General features: G+C 72.1%; 10 protein-coding genes. 8 read left to right on the top strand and 2 right to left on the bottom strand.

Annotated features, from left to right (window positions below; all coding sequences use genetic code 11):
- Nucleotides 1-338: 338 nt before the first annotated feature.
- From CFN78_RS04390 to CFN78_RS04380, 3 genes are all read left to right on the top strand, one after another.
- On the top strand, nucleotides 339-1,604 hold the full coding sequence (locus tag CFN78_RS04390) for a sensor histidine kinase (RefSeq protein ID WP_094861272.1): 1,266 nt from the start codon (nucleotides 339-341) through the stop codon (nucleotides 1,602-1,604).
- Nucleotides 1,579-2,238 (top strand): response regulator transcription factor, encoded by a 660-nt coding sequence (locus CFN78_RS04385; protein WP_094861271.1) that lies wholly within the window; start codon nucleotides 1,579-1,581, stop codon nucleotides 2,236-2,238. The genes CFN78_RS04390 and CFN78_RS04385 overlap by 26 nt, the downstream gene beginning before the upstream one ends.
- 101 nt (nucleotides 2,239-2,339) lie before the next feature.
- The gene (locus tag CFN78_RS04380) at nucleotides 2,340-3,239 is read left to right on the top strand and encodes an aminoglycoside phosphotransferase family protein (RefSeq protein WP_094861270.1); all 900 of its coding nucleotides are present in this window, start codon (nucleotides 2,340-2,342) and stop codon (nucleotides 3,237-3,239) included.
- Between the two features lie 45 nt (nucleotides 3,240-3,284).
- Here CFN78_RS04380 and CFN78_RS04375 read toward each other — a convergent pair whose 3' ends face one another.
- Both CFN78_RS04375 and CFN78_RS04370 read right to left on the bottom strand, forming a co-directional pair.
- On the bottom strand, nucleotides 3,285-3,758 hold the full coding sequence (locus CFN78_RS04375; protein ID WP_094861269.1) for a hypothetical protein: 474 nt from the start codon (nucleotides 3,756-3,758) through the stop codon (nucleotides 3,285-3,287).
- Nucleotides 3,759-3,852: 94 nt separating this feature from the next.
- Nucleotides 3,853-4,227 (bottom strand): STAS domain-containing protein, encoded by a 375-nt coding sequence (locus CFN78_RS04370; RefSeq protein ID WP_094861268.1) that lies wholly within the window; start codon nucleotides 4,225-4,227, stop codon nucleotides 3,853-3,855.
- A 295-nt stretch (nucleotides 4,228-4,522) separates the two neighbouring features.
- Between CFN78_RS04370 and CFN78_RS04365 the strand changes: the two genes are divergently transcribed.
- From CFN78_RS04365 to CFN78_RS04345, 5 genes are all read left to right on the top strand, one after another.
- Nucleotides 4,523-5,611, top strand: coding sequence for an Rv2629 family ribosome hibernation factor (locus CFN78_RS04365; protein ID WP_094861267.1), 1,089 nt, complete (start codon nucleotides 4,523-4,525; stop codon nucleotides 5,609-5,611).
- A 597-nt stretch (nucleotides 5,612-6,208) separates the two neighbouring features.
- Complete coding sequence (locus CFN78_RS04360; RefSeq protein ID WP_205660426.1) at nucleotides 6,209-16,576, top strand: non-ribosomal peptide synthetase; 10,368 nt, start codon at nucleotides 6,209-6,211, stop codon at nucleotides 16,574-16,576.
- Nucleotides 16,577-16,578: 2 nt separating this feature from the next.
- Entirely contained in the window at nucleotides 16,579-16,800 is a 222-nt protein-coding gene (locus tag CFN78_RS04355; protein WP_420807849.1) for an MbtH family protein, read from the top strand.
- Nucleotides 16,800-17,876, top strand: coding sequence for an ATP-binding cassette domain-containing protein (locus CFN78_RS04350; RefSeq protein WP_094861266.1), 1,077 nt, complete (start codon nucleotides 16,800-16,802; stop codon nucleotides 17,874-17,876). The genes CFN78_RS04355 and CFN78_RS04350 overlap by 1 nt, the downstream gene beginning before the upstream one ends.
- Before the next feature lie 14 nt (nucleotides 17,877-17,890).
- Nucleotides 17,891-18,673 (top strand): ABC transporter permease, encoded by a 783-nt coding sequence (locus CFN78_RS04345; RefSeq protein WP_205660433.1) that lies wholly within the window; start codon nucleotides 17,891-17,893, stop codon nucleotides 18,671-18,673.
- The last annotated feature ends 251 nt before the right edge of the window (nucleotides 18,674-18,924 follow it).

The raw sequence follows: 18,924 nt of genomic DNA, 5'->3' as shown, positions 1-18,924 counted from the left end.
CCCCCAGTCCAGACGACCTCGACCGGCCGTTCCGGGGCATGACGCGTGGGAAGCCACCCCCGTAGCGCGTGCCGGTGAACGACAGCGGCGCACCGGGTGGCCGGCGACCGCGAGGATCGCGTCCGGCACCGGCGGGAGTCCCCGGCTTCCGCCGGTGCTGGTCGCGAACATGTCGACCATTCCAGCGCGGCAGGCGGGCCGGGCGACACCGCGCTTGGGGGTCGATCGCGACGACGAAGGTGGACTTCCCTGCGGGCGGGCGCAACTTTCGTCTACCCCGGGTGCGGCGAAGGTGCGCGGCAGCCGCACGCGGTGGCGAAGCTGGTTACGGTGAGCGCGTGCGCACCACATGCCCCACCCGCACCTGGTGGTCCGTCCTCTGGCCGACGAGGGGGGACGCGATCGGCGGGCTGGCGGCGGTGGCCGTGTTCGCGGCGCTCGACCTGATCGTCTACGGGGTCGGTTCCCGGACGTCGGGATGGCTCGGCCCGGACGCCGCACTGATGATGCACCTCGCGGTCGACGCCTCACTGCTGTTGCTGTCCCGCCGGCCGCGCGCCGTCGCGCTGCTGATCCTCGCCGTCTCGGTCGCCATCCTGGTGTCCGGGTGGGCCGCGCCCGGGCTGCTGGTGCCGCTCGAACCGGCCACCCAGACCCTGGTGCCGGCCGCGACCCCCGCGGTGGTGGTGAACCTGATCCGCCGGGTGGACCGGCGCACCGCGTTCACGTTCGTCGGGGCCTTCGCCGTGCTCGCCTGCCGGCCGTGGGCGCCGAGCTGGGCCACCACCCCGTTCGGACTGCTGAACACCCTCGTGCCCGCGCTGGCCGTGCTCTACCTGGACGCGCGCACCCAGCTCGTCGCCTCGCTGCGGGACAGGGCCGAACGGGCGGAGCGGGAGCAGGAACTGCTGGCCGAACGCGCCCGCGCGCAGGAACGGCGGTTGCTGGCGGCGGAGATGCACGACGTGGTGACCCACCGGCTGAGCCTGATGGTGCTGCACGCGGGGGCGCTGGGCGTGACCTCCGCCGACCCGGCCGTCCGGTCCAGCGCCGAGGACATCCGCACGGCGGGCACCCAGGCACTCGACGAACTGCGCGACCTGGTCGGCGTCCTGCGCTCCGGACAGTCCGAAGTGGACAGTCGAGAACCACCGGCCGGTGATCCGCGGCCCCGGCCGGATCCCGCCACGCTGATCACCGAGGCCCGTTCGGTGGGTGACCGGATCGAGTTCACTGTGGACGGTGAGGGTCCGGATCTGTCGGCGGCGGTGGCGCGCACGGCGTACCGGGTCGTCCAGGAGGCCCTGACCAACGTCCGCAAGCACGCTCCCGGCGCGGAGATCCGGGTCGCACTGCGCTATCGGCCGGACGGTATGCACATCGAGGTGGTCAACGGGCCTGCTCGCAGGCCCCCGGACGAGGTGCTCGCCCGCAGCGGTTCGGGCTCCGGGCTGCTGGGCCTGCGGCAGCGGGTGGAGCTGATCGGCGGGACCTTCGAGTCCGGGCGATCAGCCGGGGGTGGGTACCGGCTCGGTGCGATACTGCCCGCCTACGTTCCGACGCACGAAAGTGATCCTCATGATTCCGGTGGTCGTCGTCGATGACGAGCCCATGGTCTGCGCGCACCTGCGCGCGATCCTGGGCTCCGCGGACGACATCGAGGTGGTGGCCCAGGCGCACGACGGCGCCGAGGCGGTCGAGGCCGTGGTGCGCCACCAGCCCCGGGTGGTGCTGATGGACCTGCGGATGCCGGGCGTGGACGGCCTCACCGCGATCGAGCGGATCGTGGTCCTGCCCCGGCCACCGGCCGTGGTCGCGCTGACCACGTTCGACGCGGACAGCTACGTGATCCGCGCGCTGCGGGCGGGCGCCTCCGGTTTCCTGGTGAAGTCCACGCCGCCGGAGGACCTGATCAGCCTGGTGCGGGTTGCCGCCGACGGCCACACGGTCCTCTCCCCCGCCGCCGCCCGCAGGCTGGTCGCCGCCTCCGCCGACGAGCAGCAGCGCGGCGAGGGGGCACGACTGCGGATCCGGGACCTGACCGACCGCGAGGTGGAGGTACTGGGCTGTCTCGGGTCCGGAATGACCAACGCCGAGATCGCCGGGCGGCTGCACCTGTCGGAGGCGACGGTGAAGAGCTACGTCTCCCGGATGCTGGTGAAGCTGGACTGCGCGAACCGCACCCAGGCCGGCCTGCTCGCGCACGAGGCCGGGCTGGTGCCGCGCGAGCGTGCCTGACCCCTCGCGACCGGCATGGTGATCGGCATCCTGGCCGACGGTGCCGCCCGCGGTCCTACGCTGTCGCCGTACACATCCACCGCGAGATCGGGCAGGGCTACGTGATCGAGATCCCCACGGCCTTCGCAGCCGCCATCGTGGCCCGCGAGGAACGGACCGGGCCGCCCTGGCTGGAAGCCCTGCCCTCGCTGCTGGGCTCCCTGCTCGAGCGCTGGCGCTGCGTACCGGCCGAACCGATGTCGCACGGCCCCGCGGCGGTGGTACTGCCGGTACGGCGGGAGGACGGCTCCGGGGCGGTGCTGAAGGTCTCCTGGCCGGACCCGGGCAACCACGCCGAGGCCGATGCGCTGGCGGCGTGGGCGGGCAACGGGGCCGCCCGGCTGCTGGAACGTGAGGACGGGACCTCGGCGATGCTGCGGGAACGCCTGCGGCCGCGGTCGGCCGCGGAACTACCCGACCCCTTCGCCGTGGTCGCGGCCGCGGGCAGGCTCGCCAGGCAACTGGCGGTGCCCGCTCCCCCCGGCCTGCCCCGCCTGTCCACCGTGGCCGCGGGCTGGCAGCGAGACCTGCGCCGGAAGGCCGTGGCGCTCGGCGGCCCGTTGCCGGACCGGACGGTGGACGCGGCGGTGGCGACGGCACGGGAACTCGGCCCCGGTCAGCCGGAGGTGGTGGTGCACGGCGATCTGCGTCCGTCGAACATCCTGCGCGGACGCAGACAGCCGTGGCTGGTGGTCGACCCGAAGGGGCTCGCGGGTGATCCCGCGTTCGAAGCACTGACGCTGCTGCGCGCCTGCTGGACCGGGCTCACCGCGCACGGGAGTGCGCACGGGTCCGGGCACGCGCTCGAGGTGTTCGCCGAGACCGCGGAACTGGACCCCGAGCGGGTGCGCCGGTGGACCCAGGCCCGCGCGGTGGCGACCGTGCTGTCGGCACGGGAGCACGGCCGGCCGGGCACCACGGACGGGGTGTGCGAAGAACTGGCGGTCACCCTGGCGGCCTGAGCGCGCCTGCGAACCCGGCCCGCCGACGGCGGGCCGGCCCGTGGATCACCGATCGGTCGCCGGGTACGTTCCGCGCTCCAGCGGCGGGCTGAGCCTGGGGTCCCGGCCCTGCTGGCCCGGCACCGGTGTCACGGCCGCACCGGACTGCCCGGTTCCGGCCGCCGGCCCGCGCCGATCGGCGATGTGCTGCCCGACCACCTGCTCGTCGCGGATGCGGGCCAGCACGGCCAGTGCCACGGCGTGCGCCACCGCCAGTATCAGCAGGACCACGCCCAGCTTGCCGACGACGGCGACCGCGGAACTGCCGCCTCCGAGGTCGATCGTGGACAACAGGGCCAGCAGGCCGAGCACCACGAGGTGGAAGAGCACCGTGATCAGCCGGACCATGGAGGCACCGGAGTCGGCACTGCCCTCGGCGTTCTCCAGATAGCGGCGTCCGCTCCGGTAGATGATCTGCCCGTCGATCGCGACCAGCAGAACGCCTACGAGCAGGAACGTCATGTAAGCGTTGGTGTCCATCGTCGCCCCTTTCGGCAGGCTCCGCCCGTCGGGCGGCCTCACTTCCGGGGGGTGCCCGTCCGGTCACGCTGCGAAACCCGGTCCGGGCGGTGGGCTATGCCACCGGTGTACGGGAAAGCGCCTCGGCGACGGAGGGGAACACCGGGAACCGGTCCGCGATGCCGGTCACCTGGAGGGCGCGCAGCACGATGTGCTCGTCGGTGGCCAGGCACAACTGCTGGAAACGGCCGGAGGCGGCGACCAGGATCTCCATCCCGGCACAGCCGAGGAACGAGACGCCGGTCAGGTCGACGATCACCGAGTCGGCCTCGGTCAGCGCCGCCTCGTCGAGGCGCGCCTGCAGGTAACGGCAGGTGGAGGCGTCGATCTCGCCGACGGCGGTGACGACGGACGCGCCGTGCGCGGGACGAGTGGTGGTCAGAGCAAGACCGTGGCCGTCGTCCGGGGTCCGTGGTCGGGGTATTCCCATGTGCACTCCTCTCGGAACCCACCGGAACTGCCGGAACGACGTCGGCACGTGGCCGGATCCTGGCGGGCTGTGAGCGATTGGAACGCTGACCGGAGCACGCTTCTGAACAACAGCCAGTGACACGCCCGACGATACGCCGGTGCTCTGCGTGGTCAACCCCGTCAACCGTCCGTGCGAGACGTCGTGCCGGGTCAGGGCGGTTTGACCCGCCCCTGGCCTGGGGTAGCCGTCGGACGAGGGCGCCGATGATCACCCGATCCGGGCGCCACGCGAATGGGCAAGCGAGGAGGTTCCCATGCACTCGACCGCTCTGCTTGAGGTCACGGCGACCGACGGACCGTTCGCCTCGGTCTATCTGGACACCACCCACGACACGGCCGACGCCGACAAGCAGTTCACCGTGACCTGGCGCAACATGCGCGACGATCTCGCCGGCCAGGGCGCGGACGAGGGCCTGCTCGGCGTGCTCGACGAGGCGGTGTCCGGTGGGCGGCCGCCGGCCGGTCGTGGCGGGCGAGCCCTGCTGGCGGCCGGTACGACCGTGCTGGTCGATGAGTCCCTGGCCGAGCCGCCCGCCGAGCCGGTAGCGCGGCTGTCCCGCCTGCCGTACCTGGTTCCCCTGGCGCGGCACGGCAACCCCGGCACGCCGTACGTGATCGCGGTCGTCGACCAGGTGGGCGTCACGATCACGATCGTCGGCGCGGACGGTGAACTGCGGCGGCACGGCTCGGCGGACGGCGACCGGCACGCGGTGCACGCGGCTCGCGGCGGCGGAGCCGGGCACCAGGACATGCAGGCACGGACGGACGAGATCACCAGGGACAACCTCCGGCAGGCGGCGGAGAAGATCGCCACCGCCACCGAGAACGCGGGCGCCGGACTGGTCGTGCTCGGCGGCGAGGTCCAGGCCCGCTCCGCCCTGCTGGACCTGCTACCGGAGCGGACGAGGGCGCTGACCAGGCCGGTGCGGGCGGGCAGCAGGGACAAGGACGGTGGCGCGGAACTCGACCGAGCCGTGTTCGAGGTCGTCACGGGCAGGCGGCTGGCCCGGATCGACGAGGTGGCCGACCGGTTCCGCTCGGGCGGAGCACACGGTCTGGCCGTGCAGGGTCTCGGGCCGGTGACCGCCGCGCTGCGGGAGGCGAATGTGGAGACACTGCTGGTGGGCGAGCCGTCCGCGGACGCGACGGTCTTCTCGGGGGACGAGGTCACCCAGCTCGGCGGCGAGCAGGAGGTCGCGGCGCTCGGCGTAGTGCAGCCGCGCCGGGTCCGCGCCGACGAGGCCCTGCCCACCGCCGCGCTCGCCGCGGGCGGAGAACTGGTCACCGTCGACGAGAGGCTGGAGTTCGAGGACGGATTCGGGGCCATACTCCGGCACACGTGAAAATCACGGCCCTCGGTGACAGTTCCGCTCAGATGTGCACGATTTTCTCCGTGGTCCTGCCGAAACATCCGATGATCAACTCCCCGGCTCTGGAGGAATTGCCGACTCCGTCGACCAGAATTCACGAACGACATATTCACATCAATACGTGAGTACGGCCACCAGGTAGGGGCGCGAGCGGCCGGACGACAAGGCCGGGACATCCGGAGAATCCCTTCGGTGTCCCGGCCTTGCGCTGCAATCTCACTCTTTCGATACCTTCGTAAAATACTGACGAGTAGCCATTCTTCTCGTGATGTTCCGGGACCACCCGGCCCGCCGGGATGCCACTCCCAGAGGAGATCATCGATGTCACCCGAAGGTGCTTCATGTCACCTCGGCCAAGCCGTTCGTCTCCTGGGGGCGAATTACTTTCGTCCGCGACACGGGGACGCGGACCAATCACAGAACAAGGGCAGCGACCGACCCTCCGGCCGTGTTCTCCCGCACAGGGGCGAAATACGCCGCAGGAACGGAACGTCGCCACCTACGGGGACCCGTCCGGACATTTGCGGGACCCGGTAGACCACAGGACTGATTCGAAAGCGTGGCATAGAGATGTACGTCGATGCCGATGGAATGCGACTGTCCACCGCCCAGCAGGGCATCTGGTTCGGGCAACGGCTGGCTCCTGGAAACCCGATGTACAACATCGCGCAGTTCCTGGACATCGGCGGCGCGCTCGAGGTGGCCCACCTGCAGCACGCCGTCTGGCGAGTCCAGGCCGAGGCCGAGGCGCTGCGGGCTGGGTTCACCGACACCGTCGACGGCCCGCGCCAGTACCTGCGCGAGCCAAGCGACCAGCCCCTGCCGCTGATCGATCTGAGCGGCGAGGACGACCCCGAGGCTGCCGCCCGGTCATGGATGACACGCGACCTGGCCGCCCCCGTGGACCCGGTCACCGGTGAACTGTCCCGGGCCGCGTTGCTTCGCCTCGGCGAGCGGCGGCACTTCCTCTACCAGCGAGTGCACCACCTGCTGGTGGACGGGTACGGTGCCGTGCTGGTGCTGCGCCGGATCGCCGCGCTGTACCGCGCACTCGTCGCGGGTGACAAGATCCCCGAGACCGACTTCGGTTCCCTGGCCGAGGTTCTCGCGCAGGACCACGAGTACGCCTCGTCCCCCCGCTCGGCCACCGACGCCGCCTTCTGGCAGGCCAGGATGGCCGACCGTCCGGATGCCACCATGCCCTCGGACTCGACGGCCCCGATGTCGACGACCTTCGCGCAGCGGACGGCGCATCTCGACGCGCGGGAGGCCGCCGCGCTGCAGCACCGCTCCCGGGACCTCGGAACCTCATGGTCTCCACTGGTCGTGGCGGCGGTCGCCGCCTACCTGCACCGCATCACCGGGGACACCGACGTGGTGCTGGGCCTGCCGGTGACGGCCCGCCGCAGTCCCGTCCTGCGCGCGACGCCCTCCATGGTGTCCAACGTGCTGCCGCTGCGGTTGCGGGTGACGCCCGGGACCACGGTGGCCGAACTCGTCGCGCAGGCCTCACGGGAGATCCGGGACACTCTCCGGCACCAGCGGTACCCGGCCGACACACTGCGCCGCGATCTCGGCATGGCACCCGGCAAGCCCCTGCACGGCCCCACGGTGAACCTCCTGCCGATGGACGACAGCCCGGCCTTCGGGCCGGGGATGACCGCGTCGAATCACAACCTGTCCGTCGGCCCGGTCGACGATCTGTCCATCGTGATCCAGGGCATCTCGCCTGAGTCCGGCCTGCGGGTGGACTTCAACGCGAACCCGGCCCGTTACCCCGCCGCGGAGCTGACCGCACATCACGAACGTTTCCTGCGGATCCTGCGCCGGGTTGCGGCCACCACCGCCGACCGGGTCGGCGAGCTGGACCTGATCGACGAGGACGAGACCCGGCTGGTGCTGCGGACCTGGAACGACACCGCGCGCCGGGGGCCCGGCCCGGACGAGGCGACCCTGCCCGCGCTGTTCGACGCGCAGGTGGCCCGCACGCCGGACGCGCCCGCCGTGGCCGACGACCGGACGGCGCTCACCTTCGCCGAACTGGACGCCGAGGCGAACCGGCTGGCCCGGCTACTGATCGCCGGGGGCACCGGACCGGGCGACACCGTAGCGGTGCTGCTGCCCCGGTCCGTGGGGACGATCCGCGCGCTGCTCGCGGTGAGCAAGACCGGTGCCGCGTACCAGCCGATCGACCCCGGCCACCCGGCCGAGCGGATCGCGTTCCTGCTCGACGACTCCCGGCCGGCCCGGGTCCTCGCCGACCGCGCCACGGCGGGCTCCCTGCCCGCCGGCGTGACACCGCTGCTGATCGAGGACCTCGCCGCGAGCACGCGCTCACACTCCCCTGCCCCGATCGCCGGGACCGAGCGGCTCCGTCCCCTGCTCCCGGAGCACGCCGCCTACCTGATCTACACCTCCGGCTCCACCGGCCGCCCGAAGGGGGTCGTGGTGGAGCACCACAGCCTGGCGAACCTGTTCGCCGGGCATCGGGAACGCCTGTTCGGCCCTGCCCGCGCGGCGACGGGCGCGGACACCCTGCGCGTGGCGCACCTGGCGGGCGTGGCCTTCGACGCCGCCTGGGATCCGGTGCTGTGGATGCTCGACGGCCACGAGCTGCTGATGGTCGCCGACGAGATCCGCCGCGACCCCGAGGCATGCGCACGGTATCTGGCCGGGGAGAACGTGGGGTCGATCGAGACCACGCCCTCCTACTTCCGGGGGCTGCTCGCGGCGGGCCTCTACGACCAGGCCGGACCGGCCGTGGTCGCGCTCGGTGGTGAAGCCGTGGATCTCGCGCTGTGGCAACGGCTCCGCGCGCTGGACGGCGTGCTCGCGGTGAACCTGTACGGTCCCACCGAGTCCACTGTGGACTCGGTGGCCACGGAGCTGAGCGCATCGCCGGTACCGGTGATCGGCACGCCGATGCCCGGGGTGCGCTCCTACGTACTGGACGCCGGGCTGCGGCCCGCTCCGGCAGGGGTGACCGGCGAGCTGTACCTCGCGGGCCACGGACTGGCCCGCGGCTACCACGGCCGCGCGGCGCTCACCGCCGAGCGTTTCACCGCCAATCCCTTCGACGGCGCGGGCGAGCGGATGTACCGCACCGGCGATCTGGCCCGCTGGAACGACGACGGGCGGCTCGAGTTCCTCGGCCGTACCGACGAGCAGGTCAAGATCCGCGGCTTCCGGATCGAACCGGGCGAGGTGCGGGCCGCGCTGGCCGCGGTCGACGGCGTCGGCCAGGCCGCGGTGATCGTCCGCGGCACCGACGACGCGAGCCGCCGCCTGGCCGGGTACGTCACCCCGGCCACCGCCGATCCGGCCCGGATCCGGGACCGTCTCGGCGAGACGCTGCCCGCCCACCTGGTACCGGCGACCGTGCAGGCGATGGACGAGTTCCCGTTGACGCCCAACGGAAAGCTGGACACGGCGAGGCTGCCCGAGCTCGCGGCGGACGACCGCGCCGGCACCGTGCGCGAGCCCGCGGGCCCGACCGAGGCCGCGCTGTGCAGGCTCTTCGCGTCCACCCTCGAACTGGCCGCGGTCGGACCGGACGACGACTTCTTCGAACTCGGCGGGCACTCGCTGCTCGCGACCCGGCTGACCGGGGCCGTCCGCGCCGAGCTGGGCGCCGCACTGTCCATCCGGGACCTGTTCGAGGCCACCACCCCGGCGCGGCTGGCCGCACGGGTTGCCGGCTCGCCCGCGGGCGACCGGCCGGCGCTGACGCCCCGCTGGCGTCCCGAGCAGATCCCGTTGTCGTTGGCCCAGCGCCGATTGTGGTTCCTCAACCGCCTCGATCCGGCCTCGCCCGAGTACAACATGCCGGTCGTGCTGCACCTGTCCGGAGCGCTGGATCGCACCGCCCTGCGCGAGGCGCTCGGCGACGTCGTCACCCGGCACGAGAGCCTGCGGACGATCGTCGCCGAGCGCGACGGCGAACCGCACCAGCGGATCCTGCCGCCCGAGGCGGCCGGGATCGCGATGGACGTCGAGACCGTGACCCCCGGAGCGGTGGAGGCCCGGATCGCCGCCGAGGCGCGCCGCGGCTTCGCCCTCGACTACGAGGTGCCGGTGCGGGCGGTACTGCTGCGCACCGGTAACCGGGAGCACGTGCTGGTGCTGGTGCTCCACCACATCGCCGGGGACGGCTGGTCCTTCGCGCCGCTGGCCCGGGACCTCGGGGAGTCGTACCGGGCGCGCCTGTCCGGCAGGCCCGCGGATCTGCCGCCGCTGACCGTGCAGTACGCCGACTACGCGCTGTGGCACCACGAACTGCTCGGAGCCGACACCGACCAGGACAGCCCGGCTGCGGCGCAGGCCCGGTTCTGGAAGTCCACTCTGGACGGTGTGCCCGCGGAACTGGGTATCCGCACCGACCGGCCCCGGCCCTCGGAGCCGCTGCGCTCCGGGGCGACCGTGGCGGTCGAGATCCCCGCGTCCGTGCACGCGGCGCTGGCTCGTGTCGCCGCGGAACGCGGTGCGAGCCCGTTCATGGCGCTGCACTCGGCGATGGCGATCTGGCTGTCCCGGCTGGGCGCGGGCCGGGACATCTCCATCGGCACCCCGGTCGCCGGTCGTACCGACCCGGCGCTCGACGAACTCGTCGGCTTCTTCGTCAACACCCTGGTGCTGCGCACGATCATCGACGGCGACCCCTCGTTCCGGGAGTTCCTCGCACGGGTCCGGGACACCGACCTCGCCGCGCTGGAGAACCAGGACCTCCCCTTCGACCGGGTGGTCGAGGCGGTCGATCCCGAGCGCATCCCCGGGCGCAACCCGCTGTTCCAGGCGATGCTGACCCTGCAGAACAACGCGGCCGCCACCCTCGATCTGCCCGGACTGCACGCGCGGGCGGACACCACGGCGGTCACCGCCGCCGCGAAGTTCGACCTGTCGCTGACGCTGGGCGAGCGCTTCGCGCCGGACGGCTCCCCCGCCGGACTCTCCGGCGAGCTGGAGTACAGCACCGAACTGTTCGACGAGAGCACCGCCCGGTGGCACGTCGAAACACTGCTGCGGCTGCTCGGCTCGCTGACCGCCGACCCGGACGCACCTATCCGCCGCAGTGGACTGCTGACCGAGCGGCAGCGCGCCGAGGTGCTCACCGAACGGCACGGCTCCCGCCGCCCGGTGTCCCCGCTCTCGCTGCCGGAACTGTTCGAGGCCCAGGCCGATGACCGTCCACACCGGACCGCGGTGGTCGCGGGTGAGGTGACTCTGAGCTTCGCCGAGCTGGACGCCCGGGCAGGGGCGCTGGCCACCACCCTGCGGGAGCGCGGCGTCCGCGCCGGAACGCCGGTCGCCGTCGCGCTGCCGCGCTCGGCCGACTCGGTGGTCGCGCTGCTGGCCGTGGTCAAGGCCTCGGGCATCTACCTTCCGGTGGACGTGGAGTACCCGGCCGAGCGGATCGGGTACCTGCTGGAGGACGCTGCACCCGGGCAACTCGTCACCACCTCGGCGGTCGCCGACCGGCTGCGCGAGCAGCTACCCGGCCCGCTGCCCGGGACGTTGCTGATGGACGAGGAATCCCCCGGGAACTCCGGCACCGGCAGACTTCCCTCGCCCTCGCCCGCCGACTCCGCGTACCTGCTCTACACCTCGGGTTCCACCGGGCGTCCCAAGGGTGTGGAGGTGAGCCACGAGGCGCTGGTGAACCTGCTGTGCGGTCACCGGGAGAAGGTGTTCGGCCCGGCCTCCGCGGCCACCGGCCGCGAGGTGCTGCGCGTCGCCCACACCGCCGGCATGTCCTTCGACGCCTCCTGGGACCCGATCCTCTGGATGGTCGACGGACACGAGCTGCACATGATCGACGACGACACCCGACGCGACCCCGAGGCCCTGCTCGACTACGTGTCGAACAGGCGGATCGACGCGATGGAGACCACGCCGTCGTATGTGGCGCAGCTTCTGGCCATGGGACTGCTGGACTCCGACGGCCACCGGCCGACGGTGCTCGCGCTCGGCGGCGAGGCGGTCGGCGAGAGCCTGTGGGACGAACTCGGCTCGGTGCCCGGCTTGCTGGCATTCAACTTCTACGGTCCGACCGAGTCCACTGTGGACGCCATAGTCGCCAGGGTGGACGCCGGCACCGGGCCGGTCATCGGCTCGGCGGTGCACAACGTCCGGGCCTATGTCTTCGACTCCGGTCTGGAGCCGGTGCCGGACGGGGTCGACGGCGAGCTGTACCTCGCCGGAGCGGGCCTCGCCCGCGGCTACCGCGGGCGGCCGGGGCTGACGGCCGAACGGTTCGTGCCGGACCCGTACGGCCCCGAGGGCACCCGGATGTACCGCACCGGCGACCTGGTGCGCTGGACCGCACCGGGCGGCGAGCTGGAGTTCGTCGGCCGGATCGACGACCAGGTGAAGATCCGCGGGTTCCGGGTGGAGCTCGGCGAGGTCGAGGCCGCGCTGACGGCACACCGGGACGTCGCGTCCGCGGCCGTCCTCGTGGACACACCGGAGGACGCACCGGCCAGGTTGCTCGCCTACGTGGTGCCCGCCGCCGGATCCGGCGAGCCGGACACCGCGGCGCTGCGGGAGGCCACCCGCGCCTCGCTGCCGGACTACATGGTGCCGCAGACGGTGCTGGCGATCCCCGAGTTCCCGCTGACCCCCAACGGAAAGCTCGACCGGGCCGCGCTGCCCGCCCCGGATGCCGCGGCGACCGGGCCGGCGCAGGGGCCGCGCGACCACGTCGAGGAACGCCTGTGCGCGGTGTTCTCCCGCACCCTGGGCGTGCCCGGCATCGGCATCGACGACGACTTCTTCGCCCTCGGCGGGCATTCGCTGCTGGTGACCAAGCTGGTCAGCCGGATCCGTGCGGAACTCGGCGTCGAACTGCCCATCCGGGCGCTGTTCGAGGAGCCGACCGTGCGCGGCCTCGCCGGACGTCTGCCGGACGCGGACGCCGGACGGTCACCGCTGGTGCGGCGGTCCCGGCCCGAACGCGTGCCGCTGTCCTACGCACAGCGCCGGATGTGGTTCCTGAACAACTTCGAGGGCGCGAACGGCAGCTACAACATCGTGATGGCCCTCGAACTGGACGGCGAGCTCGACGCCGGGGCGCTGCGGGCCGCGCTGCGCGATGTGGTCGCGCGACACGAAACGCTGCGGACCCTGTTCCCCGCCGAGGACGGCACGCCGTACCAGCGGATCCTGCCGCCGCGCGACGCCCGCCCGGAACTGCCGGTGCACCGGATCGACGGCGGGGCCCGGGAGGCCATGGCCGCCTCGGCCCGCCGCGGCTTCGCGCTGGACGAGGAACTTCCCCTGCGGGCGGAACTGTTCCGTTCCGCCGAGGACCGGCACACGCTGTTGCTGGTGGTGCATCACATCGCCGCGGACGGCTGGTCCACGGCACCGCTTGCCCGTGATCTGGCCGCGGCGTACGCGGCACACATCGGCGACACCGAGCCCTGCCTGCCCGCGCTCGCGGTGCAGTACGCGGACTACACCCTGTGGCAGCAGGACGAGCTCGGCGCCGAGGACGACCCGTCGAGCAGGTTGCGCGGACAGCTCGACTTCTGGGCGGCCGAACTGACCGGGCTGCCCGAGGAGTTGACCCTGCCGCACGACCGTCCCCGGCCCGCCGAACCCGGCGGCAGCGGCGGCACGGTCGCCATGTCGATTCCGGAGCGGGTGCACGCGGCCGTGGCCGGTATAGCGCGCGGGCACGGCGTCAGCGTCTTCATGGCCCTGCACGCCGCGCTGGCGACACTGCTGTCCCGGCTCGGCGCGGGCAAGGACGTGCCGATCGGCACCCCGGTCGCGGGACGCCGGGACGAGGCGCTCGACGAGCTGGTCGGCTTCTTCGTCAACACCCTGGTGCTGCGGGCGGATCTGGCCGGAAATCCCACGTTCGCCGAGCTGCTGCAGCGGATCCGGTCCACCGACCTGGCCGCCTTCGACCATCAGGACGTCCCGTTCGAGCGGGTCGTCGAGGAGGTCTCGCCGGCCAGGACCCTGAGCAGGCACCCGCTGTTCCAGGTGATGCTGACGCTGCAGAACACCCCGACGGCGGAACTGCACCTGCCGGGACTTAAGGTCTCCGTGGCCGACCTGGAGGGCGTGGACGCGGCCAAGTTCGACCTGTCGCTGTCCCTGTCGGAGCGACGTCACCTGGACGGGTCCCCGGCCGGGCTCACCGGCACGCTGGAGTACAGCGCGGACCTGTACGACCGCCGCACGGCGGAACGCTTCGCCCGCTGGTTCGAGCAGGTGCTGGACGAGTTCACCGCCACCCCGGACGCCAGGATCGGCGATGTGGACCTCGTCTCCGCCGCGGAGCGCGAACAGGTGCTGGAGCACTGGAACGACACCGGGCGCTCGCAGTCCGCGGCCACCGTGGTGGAGCTGTTCGAACGGCACGCGGCCCTGGCCGAGCCCGCGGCCCTGTCCGTCGTCGCCGGTGCCGAGCGGATCACCACCGCCGGGCTCAACGCCGAGGCCAACCGGCTCGCCCGGTCGCTGCGTTCCCGCGGCGTCGGCACGGGCGACACGGTGGCGGTCGCGCTGTCCCGTTCGGCACGGACCATGACGGCTCTGCTCGCGGTACTCAAGGCGGGCGCCGTCTACCAGCCGATCGACCTGGAGTACCCGGCCGGGCGGATCGCCTTCCTGCTCTCCGACACCGATCCGGTGCTGGTGCTGGCCGACGAACAGGGCGCCGCCGTTGTCGGCGACACGCATCCGTTGCTGCGCCTGGATTCCGCCGCGACGCTGGCCGAGGTGGCCGGTCACGACGGCGACGATCTGTCCGATGTGGAGCGTGAACGCCCGCTGTCCGAGGACGATCCGGCGTACGTCATCCACACCTCCGGATCCACCGGCCGCCCCAAGGGTGTGGTGGTGGAGCACCGTTCGCTGGCGAACCTGTCCCGGCAGCACGGCGAGCACCTGTTCGCCCCCGCGTCGGACCGGCTCGGCGGACGGATGCTGCGAGTGGCCCTGACCGCCGCCGTCGCCTTCGACGCCTCCTGGGATCCGGTGCTGTGGATGATCGCGGGCCACGAACTGCACATCGTGGACGACTCGACGCGGCGCAACGCGGAGGACCTGGTCGCCGGGCTGCGGGAGCAGCGCATCGACGTGATCGAGACGACGCCCTCGTACCTGCGCCAGCTCATGACACATGGTCTGCTCGACGGCGGGGGGCACCGCCCGACGGTGCTCGCCCTCGGCGGGGAGAGCGTTCCGGTGGACCTGTGGGCGGAACTGCGCGAGTTGGACGGCGTGACCGCGTACAACTTCTACGGCCCTACCGAGTCCACTGTGGACTCTGTGATCGCCGACCTCGCCGACCGGGACCGCCCGGCGATCGGCAGGCCGGTACGCAACACGAAGGCATACGTGCTCGACGAGCACCTGCGGCCGCTGCCGCCCGGGGTGCCCGGCGAGCTGTACCTCTCCGGTGCGGGCGTCGCCCGCGGCTACCTCAACCGCACGCAGCTCACCGCTGAGCGGTTCGTGCCCGATCCCTTCGCCCAGGGCGGCACCCGGATGTACCGCACCGGCGACCTGGTGCGGTGGCAGCCGGACGCGACGCTGGAGTTCGTCGGCCGTGTCGACGGGCAGGTGAAGCTGCGGGGCTTCCGTATCGAACTCGGTGAGATCGAGTCGACGCTGACCCGCGCGGACGGCGTCGTCGGCGCCGCGGTGGTCGTCCGGGACACCCGGGCGGGCAACCGGCGGCTGGTCGCCTACGTGGTGCCTGCCCTGCCCGGCGAGGTCGACCCGGACGTCCTGCGGGACGCGCTGGCCGGCTCGCTGCCGGACTACATGATCCCCTCCGCGTTCGTGGAGATGGACCGGCTTCCGCTGACCCCCAACGGAAAACTCGACCAGCGGGCACTTCCGGAACCGGCGGATCCCGGCGCGGGCGGGCGCGGCCCGCGCTCACCCCGGGAGGACCTGCTGTGCAGATTGTTCGCGAGCGCACTGGGCATGCAGCGGGTGGGGATCGACGACAGCTTCTTCGAGCTGGGCGGGCACTCCCTGCTGGCGACCGGGCTGATCGGCCGGATCCGCTCGGCCTTCGGCGTGGACGTGCCCATCCGGCGGCTGTTCGAGAACCCGACCGTCGCCGGCCTCGCCCGCACCCTGCACGACGACACCGAGGAGAACGCGCTCGACGTACTCCTGCCGCTGCGCACCTCGGGCAGTCTGCCGCCGCTGTTCGCGGTGCACTCGGCCAGCGGACTCGCCTGGGGCTACTCAGGCCTGCTGCGCTACCTCGACCCGGAGCGTCCGCTGTACGGCCTGCAGTCGCCACGGCTGACCGACCATGCCTACGACCCGGCAGGGATCGGGGACATCGCCGCCGACTACGTCACGCAGATCCGCTCGGTGCAGCCGCACGGCCCGTACCACCTGGCCGGCTACTCCTTCGGCGGGAACCTGGCACACGAGGTGGCCGTGCAACTCGAACGGGCGGGCGAGGAGGTCGCGTTCCTCACGCTGTGGGACTCGTACCCGATGGCGCCGCAGGACGGGCTGGAGCACGCGACGGAGGACCAGATCTTCCGTGCGCTGCTGGGAAACCAGGGCATTCCGGTGCCCGAACAGGACGAGCTGGACCGGGCCGGAGTACTGCGGGCCTACCGCTCGGCGGGCAGTCCGCTGGGCAGCCTCTCCGAGGAGGACCTGGGCGCGATGCTCGGCGTGTTCGTCCTGCAGGCACGGCTGATGAACGACTTCACCCCCCGGCGCTTCGACGGGGACGTGCTGTTCTTCACCGCCGAGGCCGGACGGGACGAGAACACACCCACCCTGCACGAGTGGGCGCCCTACCTGCAGGGCCGGATCGACAACCATCCGGTGCCCTTCGAACACGCCCGGCTGCAGCAACCCGCTGCGCTGGAACACATCGGCCCGGTCGTCGCGGACGCGCTGGCGGCATGGTGCGCCGACGAACCACAGGAACGAACCGGGAGCTGACCTTGAGCGAGACGATGACCAACCCTTTCGACACCCCCGACGGCCGCTATCTGGTCCTGGCCAACCACGAGGACCAGCATTCGATCTGGCCGTCCTATTTGGACCTGCCCGGTGGCTGGGAACACCGCTTCGGTCCCGCCGCCCGGCACGAGTGCCTGGACTACGTGGAGCGGAACTGGCCGGACATCACCCCGCGTAGCCGGATCCGGAAAGGAGGTTCCTGATGCGTGGTGACCCGCGCGGCGCCCCCGCCGTTCAGGTGAAGAACCTGCACAAGAGCTTCGGTGGCACGAGGGCGCTCGACGGCGTCGACCTGACCATGCGCAAGGGCGAGGTCTTCGCGCTGCTCGGCCCCAACGGCGCGGGCAAGACGACCGCCGTACGCATCCTGACCACTCTGTTGCGCCCCGACTCCGGCACCGTCCGGGTGGCCGGGCACGACGTGACCACCGCCCCGGACGAGGTGCGCCGTTCGATCGGGCTCTCCGGGCAGTACGCGGCCGTCGACGACAAACTGACCGGCTTCGAGAACCTGTACCTGGTCGCGAAGCTGTACGGGATGCGGCGGAAGAAGGCCGCGGCGGTGGCACGGGAGCTGCTCGAACGCTTCCACCTCGTCGACGCGGCGGACCGGCAGTCCCGCACCTACTCCGGCGGTATGCGGCGCAGGCTGGACCTCGCGGGCGCGCTGATCGCCGCCCCCGAGGTCGTCGTGCTCGACGAGCCGACGACCGGACTGGACCCGCAGAGCAGGCTGGACACCTGGGACGTGGTGGGCGGGCTGGTCGCCGACGGCACCACCGTCCTGCTCACCACCCAGTACCTGGAGGAGGCCGACCAACTCGCCGACCGGATCGCCGTGATCGACCACGGCGCGGTGATCGCCGAGGGCACCAGCGACGAGCTGAAGACCCGCATCGGCGGCGACACGCTCGAGGTCATCGTGGCCGACGAACGTGACCTGTCGACCGCGCACCGGGTACTCGCCCAGGCCGGCAACGCTCCCCCTTCGGTGGACCGCAGGCTGCGCCGGATCGAGGTCGCGGTGGGCACCGGCCAGTTCGCGCTCGGCACGGCCGTGGACCGGCTGAACGCCGCGCGGGTGCGGGTGCTGGAGATCGGGCTGCGCAGGGCGACGCTGGACGACGTCTTCCTCAGCCTCACCGGCGACACCCCCACCGCCCCGGCCGCTCCGTCCGAAGTGGACACCGAGCGGACCACCATCCTGCCCGCCGTGCCGCACTGGCCGCCGCCGGATGTCACCGGCAGGCACCGCAGGGACGAGGAGGTGAGCGCGTGAACGCCGTGGTCCGGATGACCAGGGACAGCGGAAACCTGGCCTGGCGCAACCTGCTCAACATCCGGCGCACGCCGGGCTCGCTGGTCGCCAGCGTGGTGCAACCGGTCATGTTCGTCTTCCTGCTCGCCTACGTGTTCGGCGGCAGCCTGGGCGGCGCCTCGTACCGCGAGTTCATCATGGCCGGGATCTTCGCCCAGACCGTGACGTTCAACGCCTCGTTCACCACCATCGGACTGGCGAACGACCTGCAGAAGGGCGTGGTGGACCGCTTCCGGTCGCTGCCGATGTCGCGGGTCGCGGTGCTGCTGGGGCGCACCACCTCGGATCTGACGACCAGCGTGGTGAGCCTGGTGGTGACCACGCTCTGCGGGCTCGCCATCGGCTGGCGGATCCGCGGCAACCCGCTCGACGCGGTGCTCGGCTATCTGCTGATCCTGTTGTTCGCCTTCGCCATGTCCTGGGTCGGCGCGTTCATCGGGCTCGTCGCGCGCAGTGTCGAGGTGGCGCAGAGCCTCGGCCTGATCTGGCTGTTCCCGGCGACGTTCATCTCCTCCGGGTTCGTGTCGGTGGCCGCGATGCCGGAACCGCTGGCCACCATCGCCGAGTGGAATCCGATCACCTCGCTGGCGAACTCCGTGCGCGACCTGTTCGGCAATCCGACCCCGGCCGGCCTCCCGCAGCCCCAGGGCTGGCCGGCGGAGAACGCGGTGCTCTACACCGTGCTGTGCTCGCTCGGGCTCATCGCCCTGTTCATGTCGATGGCGGTCGCCCGCTACCGGCGGGCCGCGTCCCGCTGACCGAGCCAGTTCGATCCCCGTGGACGGGCCGGCCTCGGCCATGTCCACCCTGCCGGTACCGGGCCTCGACCCGAGCGGGCGGATGGCAGCTTCCTGCCATCCGCCACGCGCCGGTAAGGGTGGGCATCGAGATCGCCCCACTGGTTCATTCGGCTGCCGGGAGAACCGGGACCATGGCCGTGTCCAGGGCCTACGCCGTGCGGCCGGGGTATCCCGCGGGCAACCATCGCGGCGTCCACCGGCCCACCCTG

Source organism: Amycolatopsis antarctica (assembly GCF_002262875.1).
GTDB lineage: Bacteria > Actinomycetota > Actinomycetes > Mycobacteriales > Pseudonocardiaceae > Amycolatopsis > Amycolatopsis antarctica.
This window is presented reverse-complemented; position numbering and strand designations above follow the sequence as displayed.

Excerpts from the sequence above, each read along its gene's own strand:
- CFN78_RS04385 (WP_094861271.1), top strand. The coding sequence starts at position 1,579 with ATGATTCCGGTGGTCGTCGTCGATGACGAGCCCATGGTCTGCGCGCAC.
- CFN78_RS04375 (WP_094861269.1), bottom strand. The coding sequence starts at position 3,758 with ATGGACACCAACGCTTACATGACGTTCCTGCTCGTAGGCGTTCTGCTG.
- CFN78_RS04370 (WP_094861268.1), bottom strand. The coding sequence starts at position 4,227 with ATGGGAATACCCCGACCACGGACCCCGGACGACGGCCACGGTCTTGCT.
- CFN78_RS04365 (WP_094861267.1), top strand. The coding sequence starts at position 4,523 with ATGCACTCGACCGCTCTGCTTGAGGTCACGGCGACCGACGGACCGTTC.
- CFN78_RS04360 (WP_205660426.1), top strand. The coding sequence starts at position 6,209 with ATGTACGTCGATGCCGATGGAATGCGACTGTCCACCGCCCAGCAGGGC.
- CFN78_RS04350 (WP_094861266.1), top strand. The coding sequence starts at position 16,800 with ATGCGTGGTGACCCGCGCGGCGCCCCCGCCGTTCAGGTGAAGAACCTG.
- CFN78_RS04345 (WP_205660433.1), top strand. The coding sequence starts at position 17,891 with ATGACCAGGGACAGCGGAAACCTGGCCTGGCGCAACCTGCTCAACATC.